At 74.5% G+C, this 26,037-nt stretch carries 25 protein-coding genes; 13 read left to right on the forward strand and 12 right to left on the reverse strand.

Features of this window, described 5'->3' with window-relative positions; genetic code table 11:
- Positions 1-51 precede the first annotated feature (51 nt).
- The gene (locus IE275_RS11335) at positions 52-2,040 is read right to left on the reverse strand and encodes a S9 family peptidase (RefSeq protein WP_189710420.1); all 1,989 of its coding nucleotides are present in this window, start codon (positions 2,038-2,040) and stop codon (positions 52-54) included.
- Between the two features lie 275 nt (positions 2,041-2,315).
- Here IE275_RS11335 and IE275_RS11340 point away from each other — a divergent pair, with 275 nt between their 5' ends.
- From IE275_RS11340 to IE275_RS11355, 4 genes are all read left to right on the forward strand, one after another.
- The gene (locus tag IE275_RS11340; protein ID WP_189710422.1) at positions 2,316-3,215 is read left to right on the forward strand and encodes a class I SAM-dependent methyltransferase; all 900 of its coding nucleotides are present in this window, start codon (positions 2,316-2,318) and stop codon (positions 3,213-3,215) included.
- Between the two features lie 42 nt (positions 3,216-3,257).
- Positions 3,258-4,073, forward strand: a complete 816-nt coding sequence (locus tag IE275_RS11345; protein ID WP_189710424.1) for an MHYT domain-containing protein — start codon at positions 3,258-3,260, stop codon at positions 4,071-4,073.
- Positions 4,074-4,155: 82 nt separating this feature from the next.
- A complete protein-coding gene (locus IE275_RS11350; protein ID WP_189710427.1) occupies positions 4,156-5,661 on the forward strand; it encodes a metallophosphoesterase family protein in 1,506 nt (501 codons plus the stop codon).
- A 54-nt stretch (positions 5,662-5,715) separates the two neighbouring features.
- Positions 5,716-6,744, forward strand: a complete 1,029-nt coding sequence (locus tag IE275_RS11355; RefSeq protein WP_189710429.1) for an LLM class flavin-dependent oxidoreductase — start codon at positions 5,716-5,718, stop codon at positions 6,742-6,744.
- A gap of 30 nt (positions 6,745-6,774) precedes the next feature.
- Here IE275_RS11355 and IE275_RS11360 read toward each other — a convergent pair whose 3' ends face one another.
- On the reverse strand, positions 6,775-7,749 hold the full coding sequence (locus IE275_RS11360) for a TauD/TfdA dioxygenase family protein (RefSeq protein ID WP_189710431.1): 975 nt from the start codon (positions 7,747-7,749) through the stop codon (positions 6,775-6,777).
- 86 nt (positions 7,750-7,835) lie between these two features.
- On the opposite strand from IE275_RS11360, the gene IE275_RS11365 reads away from it, so the two are divergent.
- Positions 7,836-8,666, forward strand: a complete 831-nt coding sequence (locus IE275_RS11365; protein WP_189710433.1) for an aldo/keto reductase — start codon at positions 7,836-7,838, stop codon at positions 8,664-8,666.
- Positions 8,667-8,716: 50 nt separating this feature from the next.
- Here the strand turns inward: IE275_RS11365 and IE275_RS11370 are convergent, their stop codons facing one another.
- The 4 genes from IE275_RS11370 to IE275_RS11385 form a co-directional block, all read right to left on the reverse strand.
- Complete coding sequence (locus IE275_RS11370) at positions 8,717-11,059, reverse strand: ATP-binding SpoIIE family protein phosphatase (protein WP_189710434.1); 2,343 nt, start codon at positions 11,057-11,059, stop codon at positions 8,717-8,719.
- Positions 11,060-11,133: 74 nt separating this feature from the next.
- Positions 11,134-11,601: a peroxiredoxin gene (locus IE275_RS11375; protein WP_308435646.1), complete on the reverse strand. Its 468-nt coding sequence runs from the start codon at positions 11,599-11,601 to the stop codon at positions 11,134-11,136.
- A gap of 8 nt (positions 11,602-11,609) precedes the next feature.
- A complete protein-coding gene (locus tag IE275_RS11380; protein WP_189710436.1) occupies positions 11,610-11,987 on the reverse strand; it encodes a DoxX family protein in 378 nt (125 codons plus the stop codon).
- A gap of 31 nt (positions 11,988-12,018) precedes the next feature.
- Positions 12,019-12,948: an AraC family transcriptional regulator gene (locus IE275_RS11385; RefSeq protein ID WP_229870199.1), complete on the reverse strand. Its 930-nt coding sequence runs from the start codon at positions 12,946-12,948 to the stop codon at positions 12,019-12,021.
- A 73-nt stretch (positions 12,949-13,021) separates the two neighbouring features.
- Between IE275_RS11385 and IE275_RS11390 the strand changes: the two genes are divergently transcribed.
- Entirely contained in the window at positions 13,022-14,179 is a 1,158-nt protein-coding gene (locus IE275_RS11390; protein ID WP_373299200.1) for an MFS transporter, read from the forward strand.
- Here the strand turns inward: IE275_RS11390 and IE275_RS11395 are convergent.
- The 5 genes from IE275_RS11395 to IE275_RS11415 all read right to left on the reverse strand — a co-directional run bounded on the left by IE275_RS11395 (position 14,169) and on the right by IE275_RS11415 (position 18,434).
- Complete coding sequence (locus tag IE275_RS11395) at positions 14,169-14,681, reverse strand: MarR family winged helix-turn-helix transcriptional regulator (protein ID WP_189710440.1); 513 nt, start codon at positions 14,679-14,681, stop codon at positions 14,169-14,171. The two genes, IE275_RS11390 and IE275_RS11395, sit on opposite strands and share 11 nt — an antisense overlap.
- A gap of 91 nt (positions 14,682-14,772) precedes the next feature.
- Positions 14,773-15,951 carry an NAD(P)/FAD-dependent oxidoreductase gene (locus tag IE275_RS11400; protein WP_189710442.1) on the reverse strand — a complete coding sequence of 393 codons (1,179 nt, stop codon included), beginning with the start codon at positions 15,949-15,951 and terminating at the stop codon, positions 14,773-14,775.
- Positions 15,948-16,151 carry a ferredoxin gene (locus IE275_RS11405; protein ID WP_189710444.1) on the reverse strand — a complete coding sequence of 68 codons (204 nt, stop codon included), beginning with the start codon at positions 16,149-16,151 and terminating at the stop codon, positions 15,948-15,950. Before IE275_RS11405 ends, IE275_RS11400 begins: the two co-directional genes overlap by 4 nt.
- A 17-nt stretch (positions 16,152-16,168) precedes the next feature.
- A complete protein-coding gene (locus tag IE275_RS11410; protein WP_189710446.1) occupies positions 16,169-17,401 on the reverse strand; it encodes a cytochrome P450 in 1,233 nt (410 codons plus the stop codon).
- 166 nt (positions 17,402-17,567) lie between these two features.
- Positions 17,568-18,434 (reverse strand): response regulator transcription factor, encoded by an 867-nt coding sequence (locus IE275_RS11415; protein ID WP_268255261.1) that lies wholly within the window; start codon positions 18,432-18,434, stop codon positions 17,568-17,570.
- Between the two features lie 287 nt (positions 18,435-18,721).
- On the opposite strand from IE275_RS11415, the gene IE275_RS11420 reads away from it, so the two are divergent.
- From IE275_RS11420 to hemC, 7 genes are all read left to right on the forward strand, one after another.
- Positions 18,722-19,762 carry a zinc-dependent alcohol dehydrogenase gene (locus IE275_RS11420; RefSeq protein WP_189710448.1) on the forward strand — a complete coding sequence of 347 codons (1,041 nt, stop codon included), beginning with the start codon at positions 18,722-18,724 and terminating at the stop codon, positions 19,760-19,762.
- An 88-nt stretch (positions 19,763-19,850) separates the two neighbouring features.
- Complete coding sequence (locus tag IE275_RS11425; RefSeq protein WP_189710530.1) at positions 19,851-21,017, forward strand: sensor histidine kinase; 1,167 nt, start codon at positions 19,851-19,853, stop codon at positions 21,015-21,017.
- 284 nt (positions 21,018-21,301) lie between these two features.
- Positions 21,302-22,285, forward strand: a complete 984-nt coding sequence (locus IE275_RS11430; protein ID WP_444545878.1) for an ATP-dependent DNA ligase — start codon at positions 21,302-21,304, stop codon at positions 22,283-22,285.
- Between the two features lie 144 nt (positions 22,286-22,429).
- A complete protein-coding gene (locus IE275_RS11435; RefSeq protein ID WP_189710450.1) occupies positions 22,430-23,206 on the forward strand; it encodes an NPP1 family protein in 777 nt (258 codons plus the stop codon).
- A gap of 93 nt (positions 23,207-23,299) precedes the next feature.
- Complete coding sequence (locus tag IE275_RS11440) at positions 23,300-23,818, forward strand: hypothetical protein (protein WP_189710452.1); 519 nt, start codon at positions 23,300-23,302, stop codon at positions 23,816-23,818.
- Entirely contained in the window at positions 23,815-24,282 is a 468-nt protein-coding gene (locus tag IE275_RS11445; RefSeq protein WP_189710454.1) for a GNAT family N-acetyltransferase, read from the forward strand. The genes IE275_RS11440 and IE275_RS11445 overlap by 4 nt, the downstream gene beginning before the upstream one ends.
- Positions 24,283-24,489: 207 nt before the next feature.
- Positions 24,490-25,425, forward strand: a complete 936-nt coding sequence (gene hemC, locus IE275_RS11450) for a hydroxymethylbilane synthase (protein WP_189710456.1) — start codon at positions 24,490-24,492, stop codon at positions 25,423-25,425.
- Positions 25,426-25,446: 21 nt separating this feature from the next.
- On the opposite strand, the gene IE275_RS11455 is transcribed toward hemC, so the two are convergent.
- Positions 25,447-25,962 carry a hypothetical protein gene (locus tag IE275_RS11455; protein ID WP_189710458.1) on the reverse strand — a complete coding sequence of 172 codons (516 nt, stop codon included), beginning with the start codon at positions 25,960-25,962 and terminating at the stop codon, positions 25,447-25,449.
- Positions 25,963-26,037: the final 75 nt, after the last annotated feature.

Genomic DNA, 26,037 nt, shown 5'->3' on the forward strand with positions numbered 1-26,037 from the left:
ACGCACCGCGGGAAGGGTGCGGAACCGGCCAACGGCGGCCCGCCCCGAGCCCTACGAGGCGCCCTGGCCGCGGGGCCCGGAGGCGGCCGCCGTCACCGCCAACTTCCGCTGCAGGAAACGCACTTGACGGTTCAGCACGTCGACGGTGAGGGCCGTGCCGACCGGCTGGTGACCGGCGCCGGGCAGCAGCACGAGTTCATGCGGCCGGCCGGCGGCCCGCAGCACGGCGGACAGGCGCAGGGCGTGCACGGGAGGGACCTCCGGATCGGCGAGGCCGTGCAGGAGCAGCAGGGGGCGCGTCAGCCGGTGCGCCTCGTGGAGCGGGGAGGCCGCCGCGTACCGGCCGAGGTGCTCGTCCGGGTGGCCGAGGACCCGCTCCTGCCGGTGGGCCTCGTGAAGCCGCTGGTCGGTCACCGCGGCGCCGGCGACGGCCGCGTGGAAGACGTCCGGGCGGCGCAGGACGGCGAACAGGGCGAGGGTGCCGCCGAAGGACCAGCCACGGACGGCGACCCGGCCGAGGTCCAGGGCCGGGTGATGGCGGGCGGCCTCGCGCAGCGCGGTGACCTGGTCGTCGAGGACGGGCCCGAACGGGTCGCCGTGGACCGCGTGTTCCCAGTCGGGCCCGCGACCGGGCGTGCCGCGCCCGTCGGTGACCAGGACCGCGAAGCCGTGCTCGGCGAACCACTGCGACACCAGGGTCCGCCAGTCCGTCGCCGCGGTGACCCGCTGCGCGCCGGCCCCGCCGTACGGGTCGACGAGGACGGGCAGGAGGTCGCCGCCGGGGCGGTGCCAGGACGGGAGGTGGAGCCGGGCACGCAGCTCGCGCGGGCCGAGCCGGAGCACGGTGGCACGCACGTCGAGCGACGGGCGTTCGGCGTACGAGGCGACGGCGAGCGCGGGGCGGCCCTCCCGCCGGACGGTGGTCGCCTCACCGGTGGACAGGAGGGTGCCGCCCCGGCGCGCCCCGCGGTGCACGCCCGGCCGTTCGGTCAGCCTGCGCGAGCCGGACCCCGGACGGTAGGTCCACAGCTGGGTCTCGGTGGGTTCCTCGGAGGCCGTGAACAGCACCTCGTCGCCCTCGACGGCGAGGACGGCCCGCAGTTGGAGTCCGGGCGGGGTGACGGGCACGCCGTCGTCCAGGAGGTGCCGGGTGCCGCGCAGGTCGCGGTGGGTGAGCGGGGTGCCGGATCCGCTCCGGGCGGGCAGGCCGGGCACGAGGTGCAGCCAGGGTTCGCCGCGCTGCGTGTGCAGGACGCGGGCGGCGCCGTCGCCCGGTTCGATGCCGAGGAGGCGCAGTTCGCGCTGGTCCCGGGACTGGACGACGGCGTAGGGGCCGTGCGGGTCCCAGCCCGCGCCGACGAGGTACTCGTGGGCGGACCGGTCCCAGGGCACCGGGACCCGGGAGCCGTCGAGGTCGGCGAGCCACAGGGTGACCTCGGCGTTGGGGGTGCCGGCGGGGGCCGGGCGCCGGCCGGGCCGGGCGGCGGGGCGCACCGGCGTCCAGTCGGTGCGGGCGAGGAGCAGCCGGGTGCCGTCCGGGGACCACCAGTGTCCGTGCGGGCCGTCCGGTGCGGTGGTGTGCGTGTGCGGCGCCCACGCGAACTCCTCGTCGGGGCCGTCCGGTGCGGCGACCGCCCGGTCCGCCGTGCCGTCGGCGCCGATGAGCCGCAGGGCGCCCTCGTGGACGTACGCGATGTGCCGGCCGGCGGGGTCGGGGCGCGGGTCGGACACCGGGCGCGGGGTGGGCAGGAGGCGGGGCTCCGGGCCCGCGGTCCACAGGGCGCCGGCCGTGGTGAACACGATCAGGCGGCCGGCGCGGTCGGTCGCGTAGGAGTCGACGCCCTCGCGGGGAGCGGCCAGGAGCCGTTCGGTGCCGCTGTCGACGTCCAGGGCCCACAGACAGGCCGCCGGGTCGTCGCCCGCACGGCCGCGCAGGAAGAGGACGGTCCCGCCGTCCCGGGTGAGCGTGGCGCCGCGCGGGGCGCCACGAGTGAGGCGGGCGGTACGGACGAGCTGTTCGGGCAGCGGGGCGATGGGCACGAGGGGCTTCTTCCACCTCGCTCGCGATGCAAACACGTGTTCGAATAACTCGTCTCGGCTCTCCTTCCCGTGCCGGGGCGCCGGGATGCGCTCGTGGTGCTCGACCTGATCTGTCCGACGCTCGCGGTACTCGTCGCGTGCGGCCGCTTCGGCCCCGAGTCCTTCACCGGCTGACGCCGGTCACGCCTCGCGCCCCCGCGGGACCTCGCCCCGGCCCCGTCCGTGGAATCATCGACGGCCGGACGGTCGCGGAGGCGGGAAGGCGGTGGGCGGGCATGGTGGCCGGCTGGGAGTGGGACGAGACGTTGTTCTCGGGCACCGCCGCCCACTACCGGCGCGGGCGGATTCCCTACGCTCCCGGACTGGCCGCCGCGCTCGCCCGCGAGCTGCGGCTCGACGGACGCGGGCGCCTGCTCGACGTGGGGTGCGGGCCGGGAACCGTCGCCCTGGAACTGGCGCACCTGTTCGGCGAGATCGTCGGCGTGGACCCGGACCGGGAGATGCTCGCCGAGGCCGGCCGCGAGGCCGTCGAGCGAGGCCTGGACGGGAAGGCGCGCTGGGTGCGGGCCCGGGCCGAGGAACTGCCGGGGGGACTGGGCACCTTCACCGTGGCGGCCTTCGCCCAGTCCTTCCACTGGATGGACCGCGACCTGGTGGCGGCGACCACCCGGGCCGTGCTGGAGCCCGGCGGATTCCTGGTGCACATCTCGGACCTGAAGACGGAGACCCGGTCCGTCGACGGCCTGCCGTACCCGGCGGTGCCCTACGCGGCGATCGACGACCTGGTCAGGAGCTACCTGGGACCGGTCCGCCGGGCCGGCCGGGGCGTGCTGGCGCAGGGGACCCCCGGGGGTGAGGCGGAGGTGCTCGCCCGGGCGGGGTTCTCCGGTCCGCGGCGCCTTGTCGTGCCGGGCGGCCAGGCCCTGGAACGGACCCCGGACGACGTCGCCGCCTGGGCGTTCTCGATGTCGTTCTCGGCCCCGCACCTGTTCGGCCCGCGCCGCGACGGCTTCGAGGCCGATCTGCGCCGGCTGCTGCGGGAGGCCTCCGCCGCGGGCCGGTTCTCGGAACGCCGGCCGAGCACCGAGGTGTTCGTCTGGGGGAAGGACGCCACCGGTCCCGGCCGAGTCCCGCCATACGGGAAAGGCTTGCCTTCGCCCGGTCTCGCCCCGTAGACAGTCCTCCACGAACGGCCATGACTCTGGGGGGAGTTGGCGATGGAAGGCACGGTGGACGGGTTCCGGTACGGGGTGGCGACCCCGCTGGCGGCCTATGTGATGGCCTGTCTGGGAGGTGCGCTGGGGCTGCGCTGCATCGTGCGGTCGCTGCTCCACACGGGCTCCTGGAAGCCCGGCTGGCTGGCACTGGGGGCCGCGTCGATCGGCTGCGGCATCTGGACGATGCACTTCATCGCGATGATCGGCTTCCAGGTGGAGGAGACCCGGATCGGGTACGACGTGGGTCTGACCGTGCTCAGCCTCGCGGTCGCGGTCGCCGTCGTCGCCGTCGGCGTGTTCCTGGTGGGTTACCGGGGGGCGGGCGGCGCGTCGCTGGCGCTCGCGGGCGTCGTCACCGGTCTCGGGGTCGCCGCGATGCACTACCTGGGCATGGCGGCGATGCACCTCGACGGCAGCATCCGGTACGACCCGCCGACGGTCGTCCTCTCCGTACTGATCGCGGTCGCCGCGGCGACGGCCGCGCTGTGGGCGGCGGTCACGGTCCGCGGGTTCCTGGCGAGCCTGGGCGCCAGCATGGCGATGGGTGTCGCCGTGTCCGGGATGCACTTCACGGCGATGGCCGCGGTCAGCGTCCATGTGCACGGGTCGACGCCCTCGTGGGCCGGGGACGCCCCCACCTCGCTGCTGCTGCCGATGCTGATCGGACCGGCCGTCTTCCTGCTGCTGGCGGGCGTGGTCGTGATGTTCGACCCGCTGCTGGTGCTCGGCGACGGCGAGTGGAACCGTCCCGCCCGGCCGGGGCGGGACGAGAAGGCACGGAAGGAACCGCCCGGCCGGTCGTGGAGCCGGCACTGACGGACCGTCACCGGGCCGCCGCCCGGAGGCCGCCGGTCACCCGACGTCCGTCGCGCCGTGGGCCGTTGCTACGGTGCACCCCGTGTCTGACTCCTCACGCGATACCGCCGAGGGCGCCGGCTGGACCGGTGCCGAACCCGGCACCTACCGCAAGCTGATGCCGGGCCGGGTCGAGAAGATCTCCTGGCTGGACCCCCGGATGCTGTGGGCGGCCCGCAACGGTGTACTCGCCTCCTGGTTCGGCGACCCGACGGGCCGCACGCGCGGCCGGTGGGTGGCGCAGCGGGCGGCGGCCGGCGCACCCGCGGACAAGGTGATCCGGCGCTCGGACCCGGAGCGCTTCTCCTTCATGGTGATCGGCGACACGGGCGAGGGCGACGATTCCCAGTACGCCGTCGTACCGGGCTTTCTGAAGGCGAGTCAGGACACGTCGTTCGCCGTTCTCGCGAGCGACGTCATCTATCCGGTCGGCAGCGCCGACGACTACGACGGCAAGTTCTTCCGGCCGTACCAGGACTATCGGGCACCGATCTACGCGATACCCGGCAACCACGACTGGTACGAGGATCTCGGCGCCTTCATGCGGGTCTTCTGCGACGACGCCCCGGCGCTGCCCGCCGAGCCCGGCCCCCGCCGGTTCACCCGGGCCTGGCTGCGCTCACTGCTCTGGCACCGGCCCCGCCCGGGCGACGGGCAACACCTGAACGAGGCACGGAAGTTGCGCTCGGCGACGGCCCAACAGGCCGTACAGCCGGGGCCGTACTGGGCGATCGACGCCGGACCGGTGCGGATCATCGGTGTCGACACCGGTCTGCTGGGCACCCTCGACGCCGAACAGGGCGCCTGGCTGCGCGAGGTGTCCCAGGGCCCGCGGCCGAAGATCCTGGTCACCGGCTCACCGCTGTACGTCGACGGCGAGCACCACCCGTGCGCCATCGAAGGGGGCGGCACCGTCGACGACATCGTGACCGCGCCCGAGCACCACTACGTGGCGGCGATAGGCGGCGACATCCACAACTACCAGCGCTATCCGGTGCGGTTGGCGGACGGCAGGACCCTGCAGTACGTGGTCTCGGGCGGCGGGGGCGCCTTCATGCACGCCACGCACACCATCCCCCGTGTCTCCGTCGCCGGGGTCGACGAGCGGGACTTCCGCTGCTACCCGCTGCGCGGCGACTCCCTCGCCTTCTACGGCCGGCTCTACGGGCGCCGGCTGCGTCTGCGCCGCTTCTTCGCGCTGAGCGAGGCCGAGGCACAGGCGGTCGTCGCCGAGCGGCTCGGCATCCCGCCCACCCGGGTCCCGGGGCCGGAGGTCAGGGTCACCCGGCGGATCCGGCTGGTGGCCGGGCTGCTGGGGACGGGGAGCCGCCCGGAGCGCCGCAGGCGGCTGCGGCTCCCGGTGCGCAAGATCTACACGCAGCTGTTCTCGCCCGGCAACGCCACCTACAGCCCGCCGTTCTTCAAGTGCTTCCTGCGGCTGGACGTCACCCCGCGGTCCGTGCGGCTGCGGTGCTTCGCCGCCACCGGCGGCCTCGCGCAGGAGCTGAACCCGCCGGTCGAGGACGAGGTCACGATCCCGCTGGTCTGAGCCGGCCTGCGACAATCGGACGGGAAGCGCCGTACGACCACGCTGGAGGAGCCCGTGCCACCCACCTCACGCCCCCTGCGCAAGCTGGGCTTCCTCACGATCGGCCTGTTCGACGGGGACGACCCGGCCCGGGGGCACGAGACCACGCTGGAGATCATCGAGCTGGGCGAGCGGCTCGGCTTCGACAGCGCGTGGGTGCGTCACCGGCATCTCCAGTACGGGATCTCCTCCCCCGTCGCCGTGCTGGCGGCCGCCTCGCAGCGCACCCGCCGGATCGAGCTGGGCACCGCGGTGATCCCGCTGGGCTGGGAGAACCCGCTGCGGCTGGCGGAGGACCTGGCGACGGTCGACGTGCTGTCCGGGGGCCGGCTCAACCCGGGGGTGAGCGTGGGCCCGCCGATGCACTTCGACCAGGTCAAGGACGCCCTGTACCCGGACACGGCGGACGCCGAGGACTTCGGGTACGAGCGGGTGCGGCGGCTGCTGGACCTCGTACGCGGCAAGTCCGCCTCGGACTTCAGCGGGGTGGAGGGCTTCGAGGTGTTCTCCGACCGGGTGCAGCCGCACTCCCCCGGCCTGGGCCGGCGTCTCTGGTACGGCGGGGGCAGCGTGAGTTCCGCGCGGTGGGCGGGCGAGCACGGCATGAACTTCCTCACCAGCAGCGTCGTCAAGGCCGAAGGCCCGGACGACGCCCGGGACTTCGCCGAGATCCAGCTGTCGCACGTGCGCGCCTTCCGCGCCGCCCACCCCGACGGCGAGGCCGCTCGGGTCTCCCAGGGCCTCGTGGTGATCCCCACCGACTCCGCCTCGCCCGAACAGCGCGCGCGGTACGAGGAGTTCGCCGCCCGGCGGCTGCCGCGCACCAGGTCCCCGCAGGGTCCGGGGCGGCTGCTGTTCGCCCCCGACCTGGTCGGCACCTCGGAGGAGATCGCCGAACGCCTGGCCGCGCACGCCGCGTTCCGTGAGATCGACGAGGTGGCGTTCGCGCTGCCCTTCACCTTCGCGCACGAGGACTACGTGCAGATCCTCACCGACATGGCGACGCGGCTGGGCCCGGCCCTGGGATGGCGGCGGGCCGCCTGACGTCACCGGCGGCCGGACCCGGTGTCCCCGTCACCAGCGGCCGGGCTCCGTCCCCGTCAGTGGCTCCGACGGCTTGCCGTCCACGCCGACCGGCACGTCCCCGGTGAGCATCACCCGGTGCATGGTGCGCGGGAAGCCGAGGTGGGCGTTGTCGCTCGGCGCGAGGTGGATGGTGGCCCGGTTGTCCCAGAAGGCCACGCTGCCGGGCTCCCAGCGGAAGCGGACCGTGTACTCGGGCCGCACCGCCTGCTCCAGCAGCATGTCGAGCAGGGCCCGGCTCTCGGCGCGCGAGACGTCGGCGATCTGCTCGACGTAGTAGCCGTTGACGTAGAGCACCTTCTCCCCGGTCTCGGGGTGGACGCGCACCAGCGGGTGCAGGGACGCCACCTGGTGGCCCAGCAGGTGGCGGACGTACGCGTCGTCGCCGGGGCGGGGCTGGTAGCCGACGCCGAGCCGGTGTTCGGCGCGCAGTCCGTCCACGAACCGCCGCACCGGCGCGGAGAGTCCCGCGTACGCGGCGGCGAGGTTGGCCCAGGTGGTGTCGCCGCCGTACGGGGGGACGGTCTCGGCGCGCAGGACGGTCGCGGCCGGCGGGTCGATCCGGGCGCCGTGGTCGCAGTGCCAGCCGCGCAGCAGGGTGTGCCGGCGGCGCTGGAGCCACTCCTCGTGCTCCATGCCGAACTTCCCGCCCAGTTCCAGCCGGTCGGCGGTCGTCTCGACCTCCGGGAAGTCCGGGGGCGAGGCGCTGCCCCGCTTGCGCAGCACGACCGGTCGGCCGAACCTGCGGGCGAAGGCCACATGGGCGGCGTGGTCGAGGTGCTGCCCGCGGAAGAACACCACCTTCCAGTGCAGCACGGCGGCCCTGACCGCGGCGACCCGGGCGTCGTCGAGGCCGTCGGCCAGGTCGACGCCCGCGATCTCGGCACCGATGTGCCCGGCGACCGGGTGCACCTCGATCCCCGCCGCCCGAACCAGCCCGTCCTGCGTGTCCCAGCCCGTCGTCATGCACGCTCCGATGGTCGTCCGGTTGTTCGATCCTCACCGTATCCCTGAGGCTGGAGGGGACGACACGGCCGAGGAAAGGTCCCACGGTGAGCGACATCCCGGTGCACACGCTGAACGACGGTACGCGGCTCCCGGCCCTGGGGCTGGGCACCTGGCCCATGGACGACGCGCAGGCGGAGGAGGCGGTGGCCGGGGCGCTGGAGCTGGGCTACCGGCTGATCGACACCGCGACGAACTACCGCAACGAGACCGGGGTGGGCCGTGGGGTGGCGCGCGCGGGGGTGCCTCGCGAGGAGATCGTGATCACGACGAAGCTGCCGGGCCGCCATCACGGCCACGAGGAGACGCTGGCCTCCTTCGAGGAGTCCCGGCGGCGGCTCGGCGTCGACCACGTCGACCTGTACCTGATCCACTGGCCGCTGCCCCGGGTCGGCAGGTACGTCGACTCCTGGCGGGCCATGATCAAGCTTCGCGAGGAGGGGCTGGTCCGCTCGATCGGGGTCTCGAACTTCACGCCCGGGCACATCGAGCGGCTGGAGAAGGAGACGGGGGTGCTCCCCTCCGTCAACCAGATCGAGCTGCACCCGCTGTTCCCGCAGGCCGAGCTGCGCGCCTTCCACCGGGCCAGGGGCATCGTCACGGAGAGCTGGAGCCCGCTGGGCCGCGGCTCCGCGCTGCTGGCCGACCCTCTGGTGGTGTCGGTGGCCGAGGCGCTCGGGGTCACCCCGGCCCAGGTGCTGCTGCGCTGGCACGTCCAGCTGGGCGCGGTCCCCGTCCCCAAGTCGTCCGACCCGGCACGGCAGCGCGCCAACCTGGACGTCTTCGGCTTTTCGCTGGGCCCGGCCCAGATGGACGTGGTAGCGGACCGGGCGCACGCCCGGCTGGGCGGGGATCCGCAGGTCCACGAGGAGTTCTGAACGCTCCCGGCGAGCGGCGCCGCGGCCGGCCGTTCGGGCCTTCGGGCAGCTCACCGCGGTTCGAGGGTCTGCTCCGCCCAGATCGTCTTGCCGCGGTCCGTCTGCCGGCTGCCCCAGCGCTGGGTGAGCTGGGCGACGAGCAGCAGGCCTCGCCCGCCCTCGTCGAAGGCATGGGCGCGGCGCAGGTGCGGGGAGGTGGAACTGCCGTCGGAGACCTCGCAGATGAGGCTGCGGTCGCGGATCAGCCGGAGCCGGATGGGGGGTTCGCCGTAGCGGATGGCGTTGGTGACCAGTTCGCTGACGACGAGTTCGGTGACGAACGCGGCCTCCTCCAGGCCCCACGCGGCGAGTTGCTCGGTGGCGGCCCGGCGGGCGGTGGCCACCTGGGCGGGGTCCGGCTCCACGTCCCAGGCGGCGACCTGGTCCGCGCCGAGCACGCGGGTGCGGGCGAGCAGCAGGGCGACGTCGTCGCTGGGCTCCTCCGGCAGGACGGCCTTGAGGACGGTGTCGCAGAGGGCGTCGAGGGTGGCGGCCGGTGCGGTGAGCGCGTTGCACAGTTCGCCCGTGGAGCGGTCGACGTCCCGGTCGCGGTCCTCGATCAGGCCGTCCGTGTAGAGGGCGACGACGGCACCCTCGGGCAGTTCCAGCTCGACCGCCTCGAAGGGCAGCCCGCCGACGCCGAGCGGGGGGCCGGGGGTCATGGGGACGAGGTGTGCGGTGCCGTCGGGCAGGACGACGGCCGGGGCGGGGTGTCCGGCGGCGGCGAGGGTGAGATGGCGGCTGACGGGGTCGTAGACGGCGTACAGGCAGGTGGCGCCGAGTTCCGCGACCTCGTCGGCGCCGTCGTCGTAGGCCGCCAGATGGGTGACGAGGTCGTCGAGGTGGGTGAGCAGTTCGTCGGGTGGCAGGTCCACGTCGGCGAGGGTGCGCACGGCCGTGCACAGGCGCCCCATGGTCGCGGAGGAGGGGATGCCGTGGCCGACGACGTCGCCGACGACGAGGGCGACCCGGCTGCCGGGGAGCGGGATGACGTCGAACCAGTCGCCGCCGATGCCGGCCGTGGAGCCGCTGGGCAGATAGCGGTGGGCGACCTCCACGGCCGCCTGTCCGGGCAGCCCGCGCGGCAGCAGGCTGTGCTGGAGGGCGAGCGCGGTGGTGCGTTCGCGGGCGAAGCGGCGGGCGTTGTCGATGCAGACGGCGGCGCGGCTGGCGAGTTCCTCGGAGAAGACGGCGTCGTCGGCCTCGTAGTCGTCGGGGTGGGCGATGCGGATGCCGACCAGGACACCGAGGGTGGTGCCACGCGCCCGCAGCGGTACGGCGAGCAGCGAGTGGACGCCGTGGCCGTGGCGGCGGCCCTCGGGGGTGTCGGTGTCGCGTTCCGCGGTCCAGCGCATGAAGTCCGGCTCACCCGCCTGGCTGAGCACGGCCCGTCCCTCCCGCAGGGCCCGCGCGGGCGGGCTGTACGGAGGGTAGGCGTCGGTGTCGCCGAGACGGACGCCCGCCTCGGGGGTGCCCTCGTGCCGGGAGCCGTGGGCGACGCGGCGCAGCACGATCGGGCCGTCCGGGACGGCGGGCGGTTCGTCCGCGCCGAGGACCCAGTCGAGGAGGTCCACGCTCGCGAAGTCGGCGAACTGCGGCACCAGCAGCTCGACCACCTCCTCGGCGGTGCGCACCACGTCGAGGGTGGTGCCGATGGAGGCCGCCGCCTCGTTGAGCAGGGCCAGGCGCCGCCGGGCCCAGTACTGCTCGCTGCTGTCGAAGGCCGCCAGGGCGACGCCGGTCACCTCCCCGGAGTCCTCGCGCACGGGCCACATCTCGATGCTCCAGGCGTGTTCCCGGTTGAGGGCGGGGGCGCCGGTGAAGCTCTCGTAGCGGACCGGGCGGCCGGTCTCGGTGACCTGACGCAGATGGAAGGCGAACCCGCGGCTGTGCTCGGCGTCCTCCACGGTCTCGGGGAAGTGGCGGCCGAGCAGGACGTCCTCGGGGACGCCCATGACCTTGCAGGCGGCGTCGTTGAGGCGCAGATAGCGCTGGCGGGGGTCGAAGACGGACATGGACATGGAGGCCTGCTGGAAGGCGCGGCCGGCGAGGGTCGGTTCCGGGGCGGCGGGTCGTTCGGCGGTGAGGGCCCAGCACGTCGGTGTGCCGTCGGGGCCGAGGACCGGGCAGGCCGTGACGGCGAGGGGGACGGGGCGGCCGTCGCGGTGGCGGACCACGACGGGACGGCTCCAGGGGTCCGCGGTGAGCGGCGGGAGGTCGTCGGCGAACAGAACGGCCGCCGCCCGCCCCACGGCCTCCTCGGCCGGATGGCCCGTCAGCAGGTGGGCACCCTCGCTCCAGCCCGTCACGATGCCCCGGGCATCGACGACCGCCGCAGCGACGACATGCTCCATGCCGTCCAGAATGGTCCCTTTGGTCCGGGGCATCAACCCGCGAGGGGCCGACCGTGGGGCCGGCCCCACGGTCCTCAGGAGCGGTGCGCGCGCAGCGCCTCCAGGGCGCGGTCGGCGTGGGTGTTCATCCGGAGTTCGCTGCGCACGACCTCGAGGACGGTACGGTCCTGCGCTATCACGAAGGTGACCCGCTTGGTGGGGGCCAGCGAGAAGCCCCGCTTCACACCGAAGCGTTCCCGCACGCTTCCGTCGGTGTCGGAGAGCAGGGTCATCCCGAGGGTGTGGGTGCCGGCGAACTCCTGCTGGCGGTCGACGGAGTCCCCGCTGACGCCGACGGGCCGCGCGCCGACGGCCGCGAACTCGGCGGCCAGATCACGGAAGTGGCAGGCCTCGGCGGTGCAGCCGGGGGTGAGGGCGGCCGGGTAGAAGAAGAGCACCACGGGCCCGTCGGCGAGCAGGTCCGTCAGGCTGCGCGCCGTGCCGGTCTCGTCCGGCAGGGAGAAGTCCTCGACCAGGTCACCGGTCTCCAGAGCCTTCGTCATGACGGTTCCTACTTTCCTTCCGCGCCGCGCGCGACACCGCGGGCCCACAGCACGAGGGGCACCTGGAGGGGCAGCCGGCCGAACGCGGCCGCCTTGAGGGGGGTGGGACGGTCGCGCCAGTCGAGCGCCATCTTGACGTTGGCGGGGAACACGCCGACGAAGAGCGCGGCGGCGGCCAGGGCGGCCGGCTTCCGGGTCCGGGGCAGGGCCACTCCGGCCGCCAGCGCCAGCTCGGCGACGCCGCTGGCGTACGTCCAGGTCCGGGGCGAGCCGGGCAGGGCCTTCGGGATGATCGCGTCGAACTGGCGCGGCACGGCGAAGTGGGCGACGCCCATACCGGCGAGCAGGCCCGCCAGCAGCAGGGGTGAGCGTTCGGACCGGGACACGGTTCCTCCTCTGATGACCTGGGGGCCGACATTACTGGACGGTAGGAGGCCGTCCGGAGGCGGGGTCTGCGCCCAACTCGCCCGTCTCCGGCCGTCGCTGGGGGGCCTGCTGGGGGAGCCGCCGGTGCTGCCCCGGGGTGTGCCCGAAGGTGTGCCGGAAGACATCGATGAAGGCGCTGGCGGTGGACCAGCCGCAGCGCACGGCGACGCTGGTGACGGGGGTGTCCTCGGCGAGCAGCCGCAGGGCGTGGAAGAGGCGGGCCTGGGTGCGCCACTGGGGGAAGGTCATGCCGAGGTCGGCGCGGAAGAGCCGGCTGAGGGTGCGCTCCCCGGTGCCGGTGGCGGCGCCCAGCGCGGCGAGGGTGCGCCGGTCGGCCGGGTCGGCGTGGACGAGCGCGCAGACGGCCGCGAGCCGGGGGTCGGACGGCGTGGGCAGCCGCATCGGCTGCCGCGGGGAGACGCGCAGCTGGTCGCGCAGGACGGCGAGGAGGCGGGCGCGCTCGGGTCCGGGCCGCTCGGGCGCGCCCGTGTGGGCGCGGATCAGTTCCCGCAGCAGGGGACTGACGGCGAGGGCGGTGGGGGTGTCCAGGCCGAGCGGGTTGTCGTCGGCGGGCAGGCCGACGAGGTGCAGGTCGAGGTGGCCGTAGGCGCGGTGGGCGTGCACGGTCCCGGCGGGCACCCACAGGGCACGGGTGCCGGGCGCGAACCAGGTCCCGGCGTCGGTGGTGACGGCCAGGACGCCGGAGCCCGCGTACACGATCTGGTGGTCGTCGTGCCGGTGGGCGTCGATCCGCTCGCCGGGCGCCAGCACCTGGGCGCGGGTGGGGGCCTGCGGGGCGTACCGGACGCCCGACGGGGTGGCACGGGGAAGAGCGGGCCCTTCGGGACGGGGGTCGTCGTCCGGCTCGGCGGGACGAGGGTCGGCCTCCGGCGGCTCGCCGTCTTGGCGGATGTTCGACACAACCAGGCAGATTATCGGAAGTGCGACACCGCCGCCGTTCGCGACGATCGCTGACGTGCCGAAGAACCGAGCCATCACCCTGTTGTCCCTGGGCCACGCGTGCGTGGACGTCCACCAGGGGGCCGTCGCCGCACTGGTCCCCTATTTCGTCGCCGAGCGTGCCTACTCCTACGCCGCCGCCTCCGGCATCGTGCTGGCGGCCTCCCTGCTGTCGTCGGTGGCGCAGCCGCTGTTCGGCGCGCTGACCGACCGATGGGCGCTGCCGTGGCTGCTGCCGCTCGCCGCGGCCACCGCCGGCGTGGGCGTCGCCCTCGCCGGGGTCGGCGGCTCCTACCCGCTCACCCTGGCGACGGTCGCCCTGTCCGGGGTCGGGGTCGCCGCCTATCACCCGGAGGCCGCGCGGGTGGCGCGGGCCGCCTCGGACGGCGGTCATACGGCGATGGGCTGGTTCGCGCTGGGCGGCAACGTCGGCTTCGCCTGCGCCCCGCTGCTGGTGTGGGCGGTGGTCTCGCCCTGGGGACTGCGGGCCTCTCCCCTGCTGGGCGTGCCCGCGCTGCTGGGCGTGGCGCTGTGCGCGGCCGCGGTGCGCGCGGCCGGCGCCCAGGCCGTGGGCGGCGGCGCGGCGGAGGGGGCGGGCCGGGACGACTGGCCGGCGTTCCTGCGGCTGTCGGGTGCCGTGGTGTGCCGCTCGGTCGTCTTCGTCGGCCTGAGCGCGTTCCTGCCGCTGTACGTGCGGGAGCGCACCGGCGGCGGGGAGGCGGTCGGTACGGCCGTGCTGTGCGTGCTCTACGCGGGCGGCGCGGTGGGGACGCTGGCCGGGAGCCGGCTGGCCGAGCGCTACGGACGGCTCCCGGTGGTCCGCCACTCGTACGGGGTGACCCTGGTCGCCGTCGTGGGGGTGCTCCTCGTGCCGGGACCGCCGCTGTACCTCTTCGCGGCGCTCGCCTCGGCCGGGCTGTACGTGCCGTTCTCGCTGCATGTGACGCTGGGCCAGGACTGTCTGCCCCGGCATCCGGGCACCGCGAGCGGTGTCACCCTCGGACTGACGGTCAGCATCGGGGGTGCGGTGGCGCCGGCCGTCGGGGCGCTGGCGGACGCCACCTCCCTGCGGACCGGGCTGCTGCCCCTGCTCGCCCCTCCCGTGGTGGCCTGGTTCCTGCTGTGCGGCCTGCGCGAACCGGACCCGGCCCCGCTCGCGTCCCCGGCGGACGCGGTCGCGGTCAGGCGGTGACGGGCGGCTGCTCGGGCTCGTCCTCGACGGCGTAGGAGAGGAAGTCGTCGACCATCCGGTGGAAGAGCGTGGCGAGCCGGCCCAGCTCCTCGGGGGACCAGTCGGCGAGGGCGAGCTGCATGCCGCGGGCGCCCGCCTCCCGGACCCGGTCGACGGCCTCGCGGCCGACGCCGGTGAGCTGGATGCGCTGGGCTCGGCCGTCGTCGGGGTCGGGCACCCGGGTGACGTACCCGGACTTCTGGAGCTGCTGCACCGTGCGGGTCACATGGGAGGCCTCGACGCCGAGGCGCTGGGCCAGCTCCCCCGGGCGCAGCGGCTCGGAGTCGGCGATCTGGCGCAGCAGGGCCACGGCGGCGCGGTCCAGGGGGACCCCGGCCACGGCCATCAGCCGGTCGTGCTGGCGGGCCCGGGTGCTGAGATAGGTGACGCGCGTGAGGGCGCGCTCGATCTCGATCACCTCCGGGGAGGCGACGGAGGGCACGGGGAGCGGTTCGGTGGGCATGGGACCCACTTTACCATCTTGTTGCGTAACTCAAGTAAGTTACTGTCCGCGTGCACCCCGGCACCCGCGGCGGGAGTACGGGGCGGCACCCTCACTCACCGGCGGGGACGGGCACCCGCTCGCCCCAGGCCGCGCCGGCCGCGATCGCCTGCCGCCACGGCCGGATCGCCTTCGGCGGCATCCCCACCGCGAGCGCCCCGCTCACCCGGTCGCCGGTGCGGTAGGCCGCCACGAACCGGCGCCCGGCGAGGTCGCCCTCGACGACGGCCATCTCGTCGTGCCCGCGCAGGTGTCCGTACGCCTGGACCCTCAGGTCGTACTGGTCCGACCAGAAGTACGGCACCGGCGCGAACGGCCTGCGGGCGTGCGGGGCGGCGAGCAGGTTGCGGGCGGCCGCCATGCCCTGCTCGGCCGCGTTGGTGCGGTGCTCGACCCGCATCGACGTGCCGAACAGCGGGTTGTACCAGCGGGCCACGTCCCCGGCCGCGTACACCCCCCGGGCGGCCTCCAGGTACGCGTCGCAGACCACGCCGTCCGCGACCCGCGGTCCGCCACCGGCCAGCCAGTCGGTGTTGGGCACCGAGCCGACCGCCACGAGCACCTCGTCGGCCTCGACGATCTCGCCGCCATCGAGCCGTACGCCGTCCTCGGTCACCTCGGTGACGGTGACCCCGCAGCGCAGGTCCACGCCCCGGTCGCGGTGGGCCTGCGACAGGACCCGTCCGACCTCGTCGCCGACGGCGTGGGCCAGCGGTACCGCCGCCGGTTCCAGCAGCGTCACCCGGGCTCCGAGCCGCCGGGCGACGGCCGCCGCCTCCGCGCCGAGGAACCCGGCGCCGACCACGACCAGACGCCGTCCGGGCGTCAGCCGCTCCCGCAGGGTGAGCGCGTCGCCCAGGGTGCGCAGCACATGAGCGCCCTCCCCGGGCAGCCGGCGCGGCCGCACCCCGGTGGCCACGATCAGCCCGTCGTACGGCACTTCGGAGCCGTCGGCCAGCCGGACCACGCGGCCCGTGGCGTCGAGTCCGGTGGCCGCGACGCCTAGCCGCAGATCGAGGTCGAGCGCGGCGAGGTCCTCGGCGCGGCGCAGCCGGAGCCGGTCCTCCTCCCAGGCGGAGGCGAGCACCTGCTTGGACAGCGGCGGACGGTCGTACGGGAGGTGGGGTTCGTCGCCCACGAGGGTGAGGGCGGCGTCGTAGCCCTCGCGCCGGAGGGTCTCGGCCGCCGCGAGTCCGGCGGCGGAGGCTCCGACGACCACGATCCGCCTCACCGCTCGACCAGGCGGATCGCGGCGGCGGGGCAGACGGCGACGGCCTCACGGACGTCGTCGAGGAGAGCGGGCGCGGGCCGCTCGTCGAGGAGGATCGCGATGCCGTCGTCGTCCTGGTCGAAGACCTGCATGGCGGCGACCACGCACTGCCCCGAGGCGACGCACTTGTCGGATTCCAGTTCCACCGTGGGACCGCTCATGGGTCGGGTCATGGGATTCACCAGGCCACGGGCAGGGAGTGGACGCCGTAGATGAAGGCGTCGTGCTTGAAGCGGACGTCGTCCGGCGAGCAGGCCAGACTCAGGGTCGGGATGCGCCGGTAGAGGGTGCCGTAGACGACCTGGAGTTCCATGCGGGCCAGTGGCTGGCCGAGGCACTGGTGGACGCCGAAGCCGAAGGCGACATGGCGGCGGGCGTCGCGGGTGAGGTCGAGGCGGTCGGGATCGGGGAAGACCTCGGGGTCGCGGTTGGCGACCTCGTTGACCATGATCACGCCCTCGCCGGCCCGCAGGAGCCGCCCGCCGATCTCGATGTCCTCGGTGACCGCGCGGCGTCGGCCGAGGTGGGTGATGTGCAGATAGCGCAGCAGTTCCTCGACAGCCGAGGTGACCAGCCCGGGGTCGTCGCTCTCGCGCAGCAGGGCGAGCTGGTCGGGGTGCCGGAGCAGGGCGAGGGTGCCGAGCGCGATCATGTTCGCGGTGGTCTCGTGGCCGGCGATGAGCAGCAGCAGGGCCATCTCCGTCGCCTGCCCGTGGTCGATCTCCCCGGCGGTGACGCGTGCGGCGATGCCGGACAGCAGGTCCTCGCGGGGGTCGGCGATCCGCCTGCCGATGAGTGCGGAGAGATAGCCGGCCACCTCGCGGGCGGCCCGGCCACGCTGTTCGGGGGTGGCGTCCCGGTGGACCATCGTCCTGGTGTTGTCCTGGAAGAAGGCGTGGTCGTCGTAGGGCACGCCGAGCAGTTCGCAGATCACCAGCGAGGGGACGGGGAGCGCGAACTCCTCCACCAGGTCGACCGGTGCGGGGCCGGCCAGCAGGCCGTCGATCAGGTCGTCCACGATGCGCTGGACGGCCGGACGCAGCGCCTCCACCCGCTTGACGGCGAACGGCGCCGTCACCATCCGGCGCAGCCGGGCGTGTTCGGGGTCGTCCATCATGATGAAGCTGAGCTTGCCCTCGCCGCCCTCGGGGCCGGCCTTGCTCGGGTAGCCGGGGCTGTCGGTGTCGGCGCTGACCCGGGGGTCGCCCAGGAGCGCCCGCTGGTCGGCGTAGCGGGTCACGAGCCAGGGCTCGGAGCCGTCCCGGAGCCGCACCTTCGTCAGTGGCGCCCGCTCCTGGAGGTCGCGGAGGGCGGGCGGGGGGTCCAAGGGGCAGCGGGCCGCCCTGGGCATGGGGAACTCGGGGATCGCGTCCGGGACTTCGGGCACCGGGCCGGTCAGGGTGTCGGCCATGGCTCTCCTCGGTGGTGGGGGCTCCGGTGGGGCCGGAGCGCCGGGGGAAGGGGTCGAGGCCTCGATGAGTCCAGGCAAACAGAGCGGACTGACGTCTTCCGGTCAGTTCGCTGACAGAAGCCTGACGTGACCTGGATCACGTGCGCGGCAGGGGTACCCGGCCCGCTCAGCCCTCGGTACCGGCACCGCCCAGCCAGTACCCGAAGCCCCGGCGGGTGTGGATGAGCGCGGGCCCGTCGCGGTCCACCTTGCGCCGGAGGCGGGAGACGAGCTGCTCGATCGCATTGTCGCCCCGGAAGTCGCCCCAGACGTACCGGCCGATCTGCTCCTTGGACAGCACGCGGTGCGTGTGGACCAGGAGGTGGTGCAGGAGGCGGTACTCGGCCGGGGTGAGGTCGAGCGGGCGGGCGCCGCGCCGGGCCCGGCACAGGGTGTCGTCGAGGTCGAGGTCGGCGTAGCGCAGGGCGGGGCGGCCGGGGCCGCGCAGCAGCATCCGCAGCCGGGTGAGGACCTCGGCCACCCGGAAGGGTTTGGTGACGTAGTCCTTCTCCCCCGGGCCGAGTTCGGGCAGGAGGCCGCCGAGGGTGTCGTCCGCGGCGAGGTAGAGGACCGGCGGGCGGTGGGCGATCACCGGGCGGCCCCCGTGGGCGAATCCCGCCATGTCCGGCAGGGTGGTGTCGACGACCAGCAGGTCGAATCGGTGGGCGTCGAGCGCGGCCAGCGCCTGCGGCACCGCCCCCGCGAGGCTGACCCGGTAGCCGGCCAACTCCAGCGTGGTGGAGAGCAGTTCGGCGACGTCGGGCTGCCCGTGCGCGCCTGCTCGGTGATCACGGCCGGCCCCGCCCTCGCAGGCCACGACCAGGACGTGCTGTCCGGCGCCGCGCGCGAGCGACGACCTCCCGGCCGGGGCGCCGCCCGTGGGGACCGGCGCCGGCGAGGCGGTCGGGCCGGGTAACGGTCCGGCGGGATCGGGCTCCGCCCGTCGGCCGTCACGCCGGGGTTGCCGTGGTGCCCGCATCGCAGTCCTGGACATGACATCCACCCTACTCTTCCACTTGCCTGACTCAAGTAATTCCATCACTTGCTTGACTCAAGTAATCCACATATGCTTGCCTAACTCAAGCAACGCGGCGCGGAGAGCGCGGCCGCACCGACCGGAGCCGCCTCGAGCGGAGACGGCTCCCCGGCGCCGAACCCGTGGGGACGGGGTACGGCGCGGTCCCGGGCCCGGCCGCCGGCTCACTCCCCCCGACCGGCACCGGGCCCGCGGACACCTCGTCCCGCGCGCCGCTCTCCGATCAGCTCAGAAAGGCACCCCGCATGAGCACCATGAAGTCCGTCCGGACCGGCGGCATCGGCACGATCGAGGTCGTGGACGTGGAGCGGCCGGCCCCCGGTCCCCGGGACGTCCTGCTGCGGATCCGCGCCTGTGGCATCTGCGGCACCGACGTCACGTTCCTGCGCATGGGCGGTATGCCCGCCCGCGCCCATCTGGGCGGCGAACCGGTGCCCGTACCGCTCGGCCACGAGCCCGCCGGCGAGATCGTCGAGGTGGGCGCCGAGGTGACCGGCCTGAAGGCCGGCGACCGGGTGGTGGTCAACCCGCAGGCCGCGCCGGCCGGCATCATCGGCTGCGGCGGGAAGTACGGCGGGATGAGCGAGTTCCTGCTGATCGAGAACGCCGAGGCCGGAAAGAGCGTCGCCGTCTTCCCGGACACCGTGCCCTTCGACGTGGCCTCGCTCAACGAGCCCATGGCCGTGGCCCGGCACGCCGTGAACCGCTCCGGGGCCGGGCCCGACGACCGGGTCGTGGTCTTCGGCGCCGGGCCCATCGGCCTGGGCGCGGCGATCTGGTTCAAGCTGCGCGGCGTGAAGCACGTGGTCGTCGTCGACGTCATCCCCTCCCGGCTGGAGACGGCGCTGGCCGTGGGCGTGGACGCCGTCGTCGACTCCGCCACGGAGGACGTCACCGCGCGGCTGACCGCACTGCACGGCCGGGCCGCCAACGCCCTCGGCCAGCCCCGGCCCGGCACCGACATCTACCTCGACGCCGCCGGCGCCCCGGCCGTCTTCGACACCGTGGTCGCCAACGCCAAGTGGCACGCCAAGCTGGTCATGGTCGCCGTACAGAAGAAGGGCGAGATCGACCTCGGCGGCATGCTGCGCAGCGAGCTGACGCTCGTCGCCTCCCAGGGCTACCCCACCGAGATCTTCGAGGTCACGCCCGAACTCGTGGAGCACCAGGAGCGGTTCGCCCGGCTGATCAGCCACCGGGTGCCGTTCGCGGAGGCGGAGCGCGCCTTCGGGCTGACGATGACGCCGGGCGCGGCGGAGAAGGTCGTCGTCACGCTGGACGACTGACCGTGCGGGCCGGCCGTCGGGAGCTCCCGACGGCCGGCGCCCCCGTGTCCCACCCCACCCACAGGAACGGCACCCCATGCGCGACTCCCTGCGCACGACCGTGCGACGGGCGGCGCGGGCCACGGCCCACCTCGTGCCGGCCGTGGCCATGGCCTTCGGGTCGTACCTCTTCGTCACCGTCCTGCTGATCACCGCCACGGGCGCGGTGACGGTGGTCGGGATCTGGCTGCTGCCCGAGACCGTCCTGCTGATCCGCCGGATCGCGGGCGCCAAACGACGGCTGACGGCCGCCCGGACGGGCCGGGAGATCCCGGAGGCCTACCTGCCCGTCACCGGGTCCGTGCGGGAGCGGCTGCGGACGGCCGTACGGGATCCCGGGACGCTCACCGACGCCCGCTGGCTGGCCGCGCACTACGGCTACGGATGGCTGACGGTGCTGGTGGTGCCGTTGTGGCCGGCCGGGCTCGTCGTCGACGGGGTGTGGTGCGGGCTGCTGGGCCGCGAGGCGCTCGTGCTGCCACTGATCGTCCGGCTGGCCGATGCCGAGGCCCGCTGGTCGGCCGCGCTGCTGCGCCCCTCCCCGAAGGCCCTGCTCGCCCGGCGGGTCGAGCGGCTCACCGCGACCCGGGCGGACGCGGTCGCCGCGCACGGATCCGAACTGCGCCGCATCGAACGGGACCTGCACGACGGCACCCAGGCCCGGCTGGTGGCCCTGTCGATGCGGATCGGACTGGCCCGGCGGGCCTACGGGACCGACCCGGAGACCGCGCGGAAGCTGCTCGCCGACGCACAGGACCAGGCCGAGGAGGCGCTGACCGAGCTGCGGCACGTGGTGCGCGCCATCCATCCGCCGATCCTCACCGACCGGGGGCTCGCCGGGGCCGTACGGGCGCTCGCGGCGCGCTGGGGCGGGCGGGGAGGAGGTCTGCCGGTGACCGTGCGCGCCGACGGCCTGCCGGACGCGCCGCGGCCACCGGCGGCGGTGGAGGCGGCCGCCTACTTCGTGATCGCCGAGGCGCTCACGAACGCCGCGAAGCACAGCGGGTCCGACCGGGCGGAGGTCCTGCTCGCCCGCACCCGGACCGGGCTGCGGGCGCGGGTGCGCGACGAGGGGCGCGGAGGCGCCGACGACAGCGCCGGGTCCGGGCTGCCGGGCATCCGGCGCCGGGTGGCCGCCCTCGACGGGACGGTGCGGGTGACGAGCCCGGTCGGCGGGCCGACGGTGATCGAGGTCGAGCTGCCGTGCGCGTGGTGACGACCGGGCCGCCCGGTCCGGGGCCGGCGCCCGGCTCCGCGGTCCGCGCCGACCCGGCGCTGCCCCCTCACCGTCCGCACCCATGCGCACCGCACCGCGCCATGACCACGCTGAGCGCCCGCGACCGGGCCCGACTCGTCGTCATGGCCCACCGGTCGGGGCCGGTGCGGGCGCCTCCCCCGCCGTCGGCGGGTCACTGGCCGGCCCGCGCCCCGTCACGTCCGTTCAGGGGAAACGCCCGGCCCGCGCGCGTGGCCCGGCACGGCCGTGTCGACAACTCCCCCGTGAACCTCCCGCTGATCGCGCCCATGCTCGCCACCGCGGGCCCGCTGCCGCCCGCCGCCCAGGACGCCCGCTGGGCCTACGAGACCAAGCAGGACGGCCAGCGGGCCGTGGTGTACCTCGCCGGTGACGGGACGATCGGCCTGCGGGCCCGGTCCGGGGAGGACATCACCGGCGCCTACCCCGAGCTGAGGCCCCTCGGCGGTGCGCTCGGCACCACGCCCGCCGTGCTGGACGGCGAGGTGCTGGCGCCCGACGAACACGGGCGCGCCGACTTCCAGTTGCTCCAGTCCCGGATGGGGCTGGCCCACGCACCGGCCCGGGCGGCGCGGATCGCGGCGACGGTCCCCGTGCACCTGGTGCTGTTCGACGTGCTGCACCTCGGCGGGCGCTCGCTGCTGCGGCTGCCGTACGCGGAGCGGCGGGCGCTGCTGGAGGGGCTGGGTCTGGAGGGCGGGTTCTGGTCGACTCCGGGCGCGCTCGTCGGCCATGGGCGCGAGGCACTGGAGGCGACCCGCGCCCACGGTCTGGAGGGCCTGGTCTGCAAACGGCTGGACTCGGCGTACGAACCTGGGGTGCGCTCCCGGGCCTGGATCAAGATCCGCAACATGCGGGTGGCCGATGTGCTGGTCGGCGGCTGGTCGCCGGGCCGGGGCCGGCTCACCGGGCTGCCGGGCGCCGTCCTCGTCGGGCAGCGCACCGGGGCGGGCGGCCTGCGGTACGTCGGCAGCGTGGGCACCGGCTGGAGCGAGGCCGAGCGCGCCGAACTCGCCGTGCTGCTGCGGGCCGCGGCAACCGATGTGTGCCCCTTCGACACCGTGCCGCCGGGGGCCGGCGCGCACTGGACCGTGCCCCGGCTGGTCGGCGAGGTGCGCTACAGCACCCGTACCCGGGCGGGACTGCTGCGCCAGCCGTCCTGGCTGCGGCTGCGGCCGGACCTGACGCCCGAACAGGCGGACGCGGACCTTCCGGACAGTTCCCCATGAGCCGGCGCGCCGGAGCCCAACTATTGGGCTGACCTTCATCATTGACACACCTGCGCCCCTTGGCGCCGAAGTGAAAACCCGGGAAGCTGAACTCCCTTTTCCCCCACAGCCGTTCGGCTGCGCCCGGATCACGAGGAGGACGCAGTGTCGTCACCCACGTTCAAGGCCCACCGCAGGAGATGGCTCACCGGACTCGCCGGTGCCGCCGCCCTCGTCCTCGCCGTTCCCGCGACCGCGTTCGCCGCCCCTCCGCCGGCGCTGCCGCAGAACGCCGAGGCCGCGGAGCTGACGTATCAGCCGGCGTTCGACTACGACACGGACGGCTGCTACTCCAGCGCCGCGATAGGCCCCGACGGCACGATCAACGGCGGTCTGAAGCCGACCGGCGCGCTCAACGGCAATTGCCGCGACGCCTCCGACCTGGACAACACCAACAGCTACTCGCGCTACAAGTGCAACAACGGCTGGTGCGCGTACCTGTACGGCCTGTACTTCGAGAAGGACCAGGCGCTCGCGGGCACCAGCATCGGCGGGCACCGGCACGACTGGGAGCACGTCGTGGTGTGGGTCCAGAACGGCCAGGTCCAGTACGTCTCGACGTCCAACCACGGCTCGTTCACCGTGCACGCGGCGTCCTCGATCCGGTTCGAGGGCACCCACGCGAAGATCGTCTACCACAAGGACGGCATCAGCACGCACTGCTTCCGGGCGGCCAACTCGGGCGACGAGCCGCCGGAGAACCACAAGGGCACCTGGCAGTACCCGCCGCTGGTCGGCTGGAACGGCTACCCGGCGGGCCTGCGCGACAAGTTGACCGCGTACGACTTCGGCAGTGCCCACTTCGGTCTGAAGGACGGCAGCTTCGCCAGCCACCTGTCGACGGCCAAGCCGTCGGGGATCGCCTTCGACCCCGACGCGTAGCCGGATCCACGGTGCGGTTCCGGTCCCGGGGTGCGCCCCGGGACCGGGCGGTACTCGATGGACGCCCGCGCACGCGGCGCCCATGATGGCCGGATGGATCTTCACGACGAACTGCCGCCGGCGGTGTCCGCGCAGGCGCTGCTCGCCCTCGCCGAGGGCCATCACACCCGGGCCACCCGCCCGTTGGGCGTCCACGAGTGCGCCGGGCACCTGGTCAAGGCGTACGCGATCGAGGCGCCGGGCCGGACGGTGACCGGTCCGGACACCGAGGAGGCGCTGCGGATCGCCGCCGGTCACCTCGCCCTCGGCGGGCTGCGCGGCTCGCTGGGGCTCTCCGTCGTCCTGGTGCACGCGGGCGGCGACGGCGACTACGTCCTGGTCCACACCTGGATCGAGGGGCACATGGCGGACCTGGCCGTGTTCACCGGTCCGGCCGGACGTCCGCGGGAACTGCGGCCCGGACGGGCGGGGCTCGCGCCCTGCGTCTGGGAGGCCGCCGTCCTCTCCCACGAGCGCGACGCCTACTCCCGGCATGTCCTCGACGGCACGGGTCCGCTCGCCGGCCGGCTGGCCGCGTGGGGCGCGGACACGGTCGAGGGGGAGCTCCGATGACCGCCGTCGCCCGCGCCCGGCGCGCCCGGCGGGCCGATCTGCCCCGCGTCGCCGAACTCGCCGCCCAGCACGCGGAGTACGAGAAGGCCGCCCCGCCCGTCCCCGGCCTCGCCGACCGGCTGGCGGTGCTGCTCTTCGACGACCCGGCACCCCGGCTGCGCGCCCTGGTCGCCGAACTGCCCGGCGGCGAGGTCGTCGGCTACGCCACCTGTTCCCCCGTCGTCTCCACCTGGGACGCCCGCGAGTACCTCCACATGGACTGCCTCTTCCTCGCCCCGGGCCACCGCGGCCTGGGCCTCGGCGCCCTGCTGATGGACGCCGTGACCGAGGAGGCCCGGGTCCTGGGCCTGCCCGAGGTCCAGTGGCAGACGCCCGCGTGGAACGAGGGCGCGATCCGCTTCTACGACCGCCTCGGCGCCCGGGGGACGGACAAGCGCCGGTACAGCCTGCGCGTGGGACCGTGACCGGTGCCCGGCGACACGGCGACTCGGCGGCTCGGCCGCTCGGCCGCTCGTCGACTCGGTGACCCGGCGGCTCGGCCGCTCGGCGAGCGACCGTGAGCGGCCGGGGCGCGGGCCCTTACCCCTTCCGTCGGCGTTTCATGCCGGGACCGGCGGCCGAAAGGGGGAAGCGGCACGGCAGTCGGGGCGCGAGGGTCTATCGTGTCCCGCATGTCCGTCCCGGAACTGATTCGTATCGTCTCCCGCGACTCCCCCATGGCTCTGGCCCAAGTGGAGCGCGTCCGCGCCGAGTTGGCCGTCCTGCACCCCGGTGTCCGCACCTCGGTCGTCCCCGTGAGGACGACCGGCGACAAGTGGATGGGCGACCTGTCCCAGGTCGAGGGCAAGGGCGCGTTCACCAAGGAGGTCGACGCGGCGCTGCTGGCCGGGGAGGCCGATCTGGCCGTGCACTGCGTCAAGGACGTCCCGGCGGACCGTCCGCTGCCCGCGGGCACGGTGTTCGCCGCGTTCCTGAAGCGGGACGACATCCGCGACGCCCTGGTGCACCCGGGCGGCCTCACCCTCGACGAGCTGCCGGCCGGCACCCGGATCGGCACCTCCTCGGTGCGCCGGATCGCCCAGCTGGCCGCCACGCACCCGCACCTGGAGTGTGTGCCGTTCCGCGGGAACGCCAACCGGCGGCTGGAGAAGCTGGCGGCGGGCGAGGCGGACGCGCTGCTGCTCGCGGTGTCCGGTCTCGAACGCATCGAACGCCAGGACGTGATCAGTGAGGTGCTGTCGCCGGAGGCGATGATGCCGCCGATCGGCGCGGGCATCCTCGCGCTCCAGTGCCGGGAGGGCGACGACGACCTCATCGACGCGGTGAGCGGCCTCGGCGACCCCAAGACGCACCGGGAGGCCACGGCGGAGCGCATGTTCCTGCACGTGCTCCAGGGCCACTGCAACAGCCCGATCGCCGGCTTCGCCCACGTGGACCGCAGCGGTGAGCTGTCGCTGCGGGCATGTGTGTTCACCCCGGACGGCAAGACCCGGCTGAACGCCCACGAGTGGGCGGGCCGGCTGGACCCGGCGACCCTCGGCACGTCGGTGGCGGTCGCGCTGCTGCGTCAGGGCGCCCGCGAGATCATCGACGGCATCCCGCACTGACCCGCCGGGCCGGGCACCGCCTCAGGCGGTGCCCTCCTCGGCCTGGTCGCGCAGGAAGTTGCTGATCTGGCCGGCCAGGCTCTCCCGGCCCGCACCGGCGGGCACGGACCCCTCGTGCAGTCCGATGCCGCCCGTCCACAGCCGGCGATCGGCCCAGTCGTCGTCGACCCGCAGCTGTACCTGGACGTCGACCTGGGCCAGCGCGGCCTCGGGCCCGGCGGCGTAGATCACGGCGGTGGCGCGGCGCAGCGGATAGACGTCGAAGCCCTCGATGAACTGCGAATTGCGCCAGTCGATGAACGCGCTCTCGCCGTCGGGACCGATCCGTACGTCGATCTGGCCGTCCTCGAGGTGGATGGTCGAGTGCCCGGCGCCCCGGTTCTCGACGGTCACCCGCAGACAGAAGTACGTCAGCCCCTCGGCGGCGTCGTCGCGTCCGCGCGGCGGCTCGTGCTGCTCCAGACGGTGGACGCGGACCCGCAGACCGGCATGCTCGTCGTACTCCTGCCAGTCCTCGACCACGTTCGGCTCGTACACAGTCCACCTCTCGACTTCTACCGGCTGCTTCCTATCCGTGTGCTCAGTGCACTGTCAAATGAGCGGAATGCGCTG

It is taken from the genome of Streptomyces phaeofaciens (assembly GCF_014648915.1).
GTDB lineage: Bacteria > Actinomycetota > Actinomycetes > Streptomycetales > Streptomycetaceae > Streptomyces > Streptomyces phaeofaciens.

What these genes read in the sequence shown, in the direction of transcription:
- IE275_RS11440 (WP_189710452.1), top strand. Translation starts at nt 23,300, where the DNA reads ATGGATCTTCACGACGAACTGCCGCCGGCGGTGTCCGCGCAGGCGCTG.
- IE275_RS11395 (WP_189710440.1), bottom strand. Translation starts at nt 14,681, where the DNA reads ATGCCCACCGAACCGCTCCCCGTGCCCTCCGTCGCCTCCCCGGAGGTG.
- IE275_RS11375 (WP_308435646.1), bottom strand. Translation starts at nt 11,601, where the DNA reads ATGACGAAGGCTCTGGAGACCGGTGACCTGGTCGAGGACTTCTCCCTG.
- IE275_RS11420 (WP_189710448.1), top strand. Translation starts at nt 18,722, where the DNA reads ATGAGCACCATGAAGTCCGTCCGGACCGGCGGCATCGGCACGATCGAG.
- IE275_RS11360 (WP_189710431.1), bottom strand. Translation starts at nt 7,749, where the DNA reads ATGACGACGGGCTGGGACACGCAGGACGGGCTGGTTCGGGCGGCGGGG.
- hemC (WP_189710456.1), top strand. Translation starts at nt 24,490, where the DNA reads ATGTCCGTCCCGGAACTGATTCGTATCGTCTCCCGCGACTCCCCCATG.
- IE275_RS11415 (WP_268255261.1), bottom strand. Translation starts at nt 18,434, where the DNA reads ATGTCCAGGACTGCGATGCGGGCACCACGGCAACCCCGGCGTGACGGC.
- IE275_RS11410 (WP_189710446.1), bottom strand. Translation starts at nt 17,401, where the DNA reads ATGGCCGACACCCTGACCGGCCCGGTGCCCGAAGTCCCGGACGCGATC.
- IE275_RS11340 (WP_189710422.1), top strand. Translation starts at nt 2,316, where the DNA reads ATGGTGGCCGGCTGGGAGTGGGACGAGACGTTGTTCTCGGGCACCGCC.
- IE275_RS11345 (WP_189710424.1), top strand. Translation starts at nt 3,258, where the DNA reads ATGGAAGGCACGGTGGACGGGTTCCGGTACGGGGTGGCGACCCCGCTG.
- IE275_RS11405 (WP_189710444.1), bottom strand. Translation starts at nt 16,151, where the DNA reads ATGAGCGGTCCCACGGTGGAACTGGAATCCGACAAGTGCGTCGCCTCG.
- IE275_RS11445 (WP_189710454.1), top strand. Translation starts at nt 23,815, where the DNA reads ATGACCGCCGTCGCCCGCGCCCGGCGCGCCCGGCGGGCCGATCTGCCC.
- IE275_RS11370 (WP_189710434.1), bottom strand. Translation starts at nt 11,059, where the DNA reads ATGGAGCATGTCGTCGCTGCGGCGGTCGTCGATGCCCGGGGCATCGTG.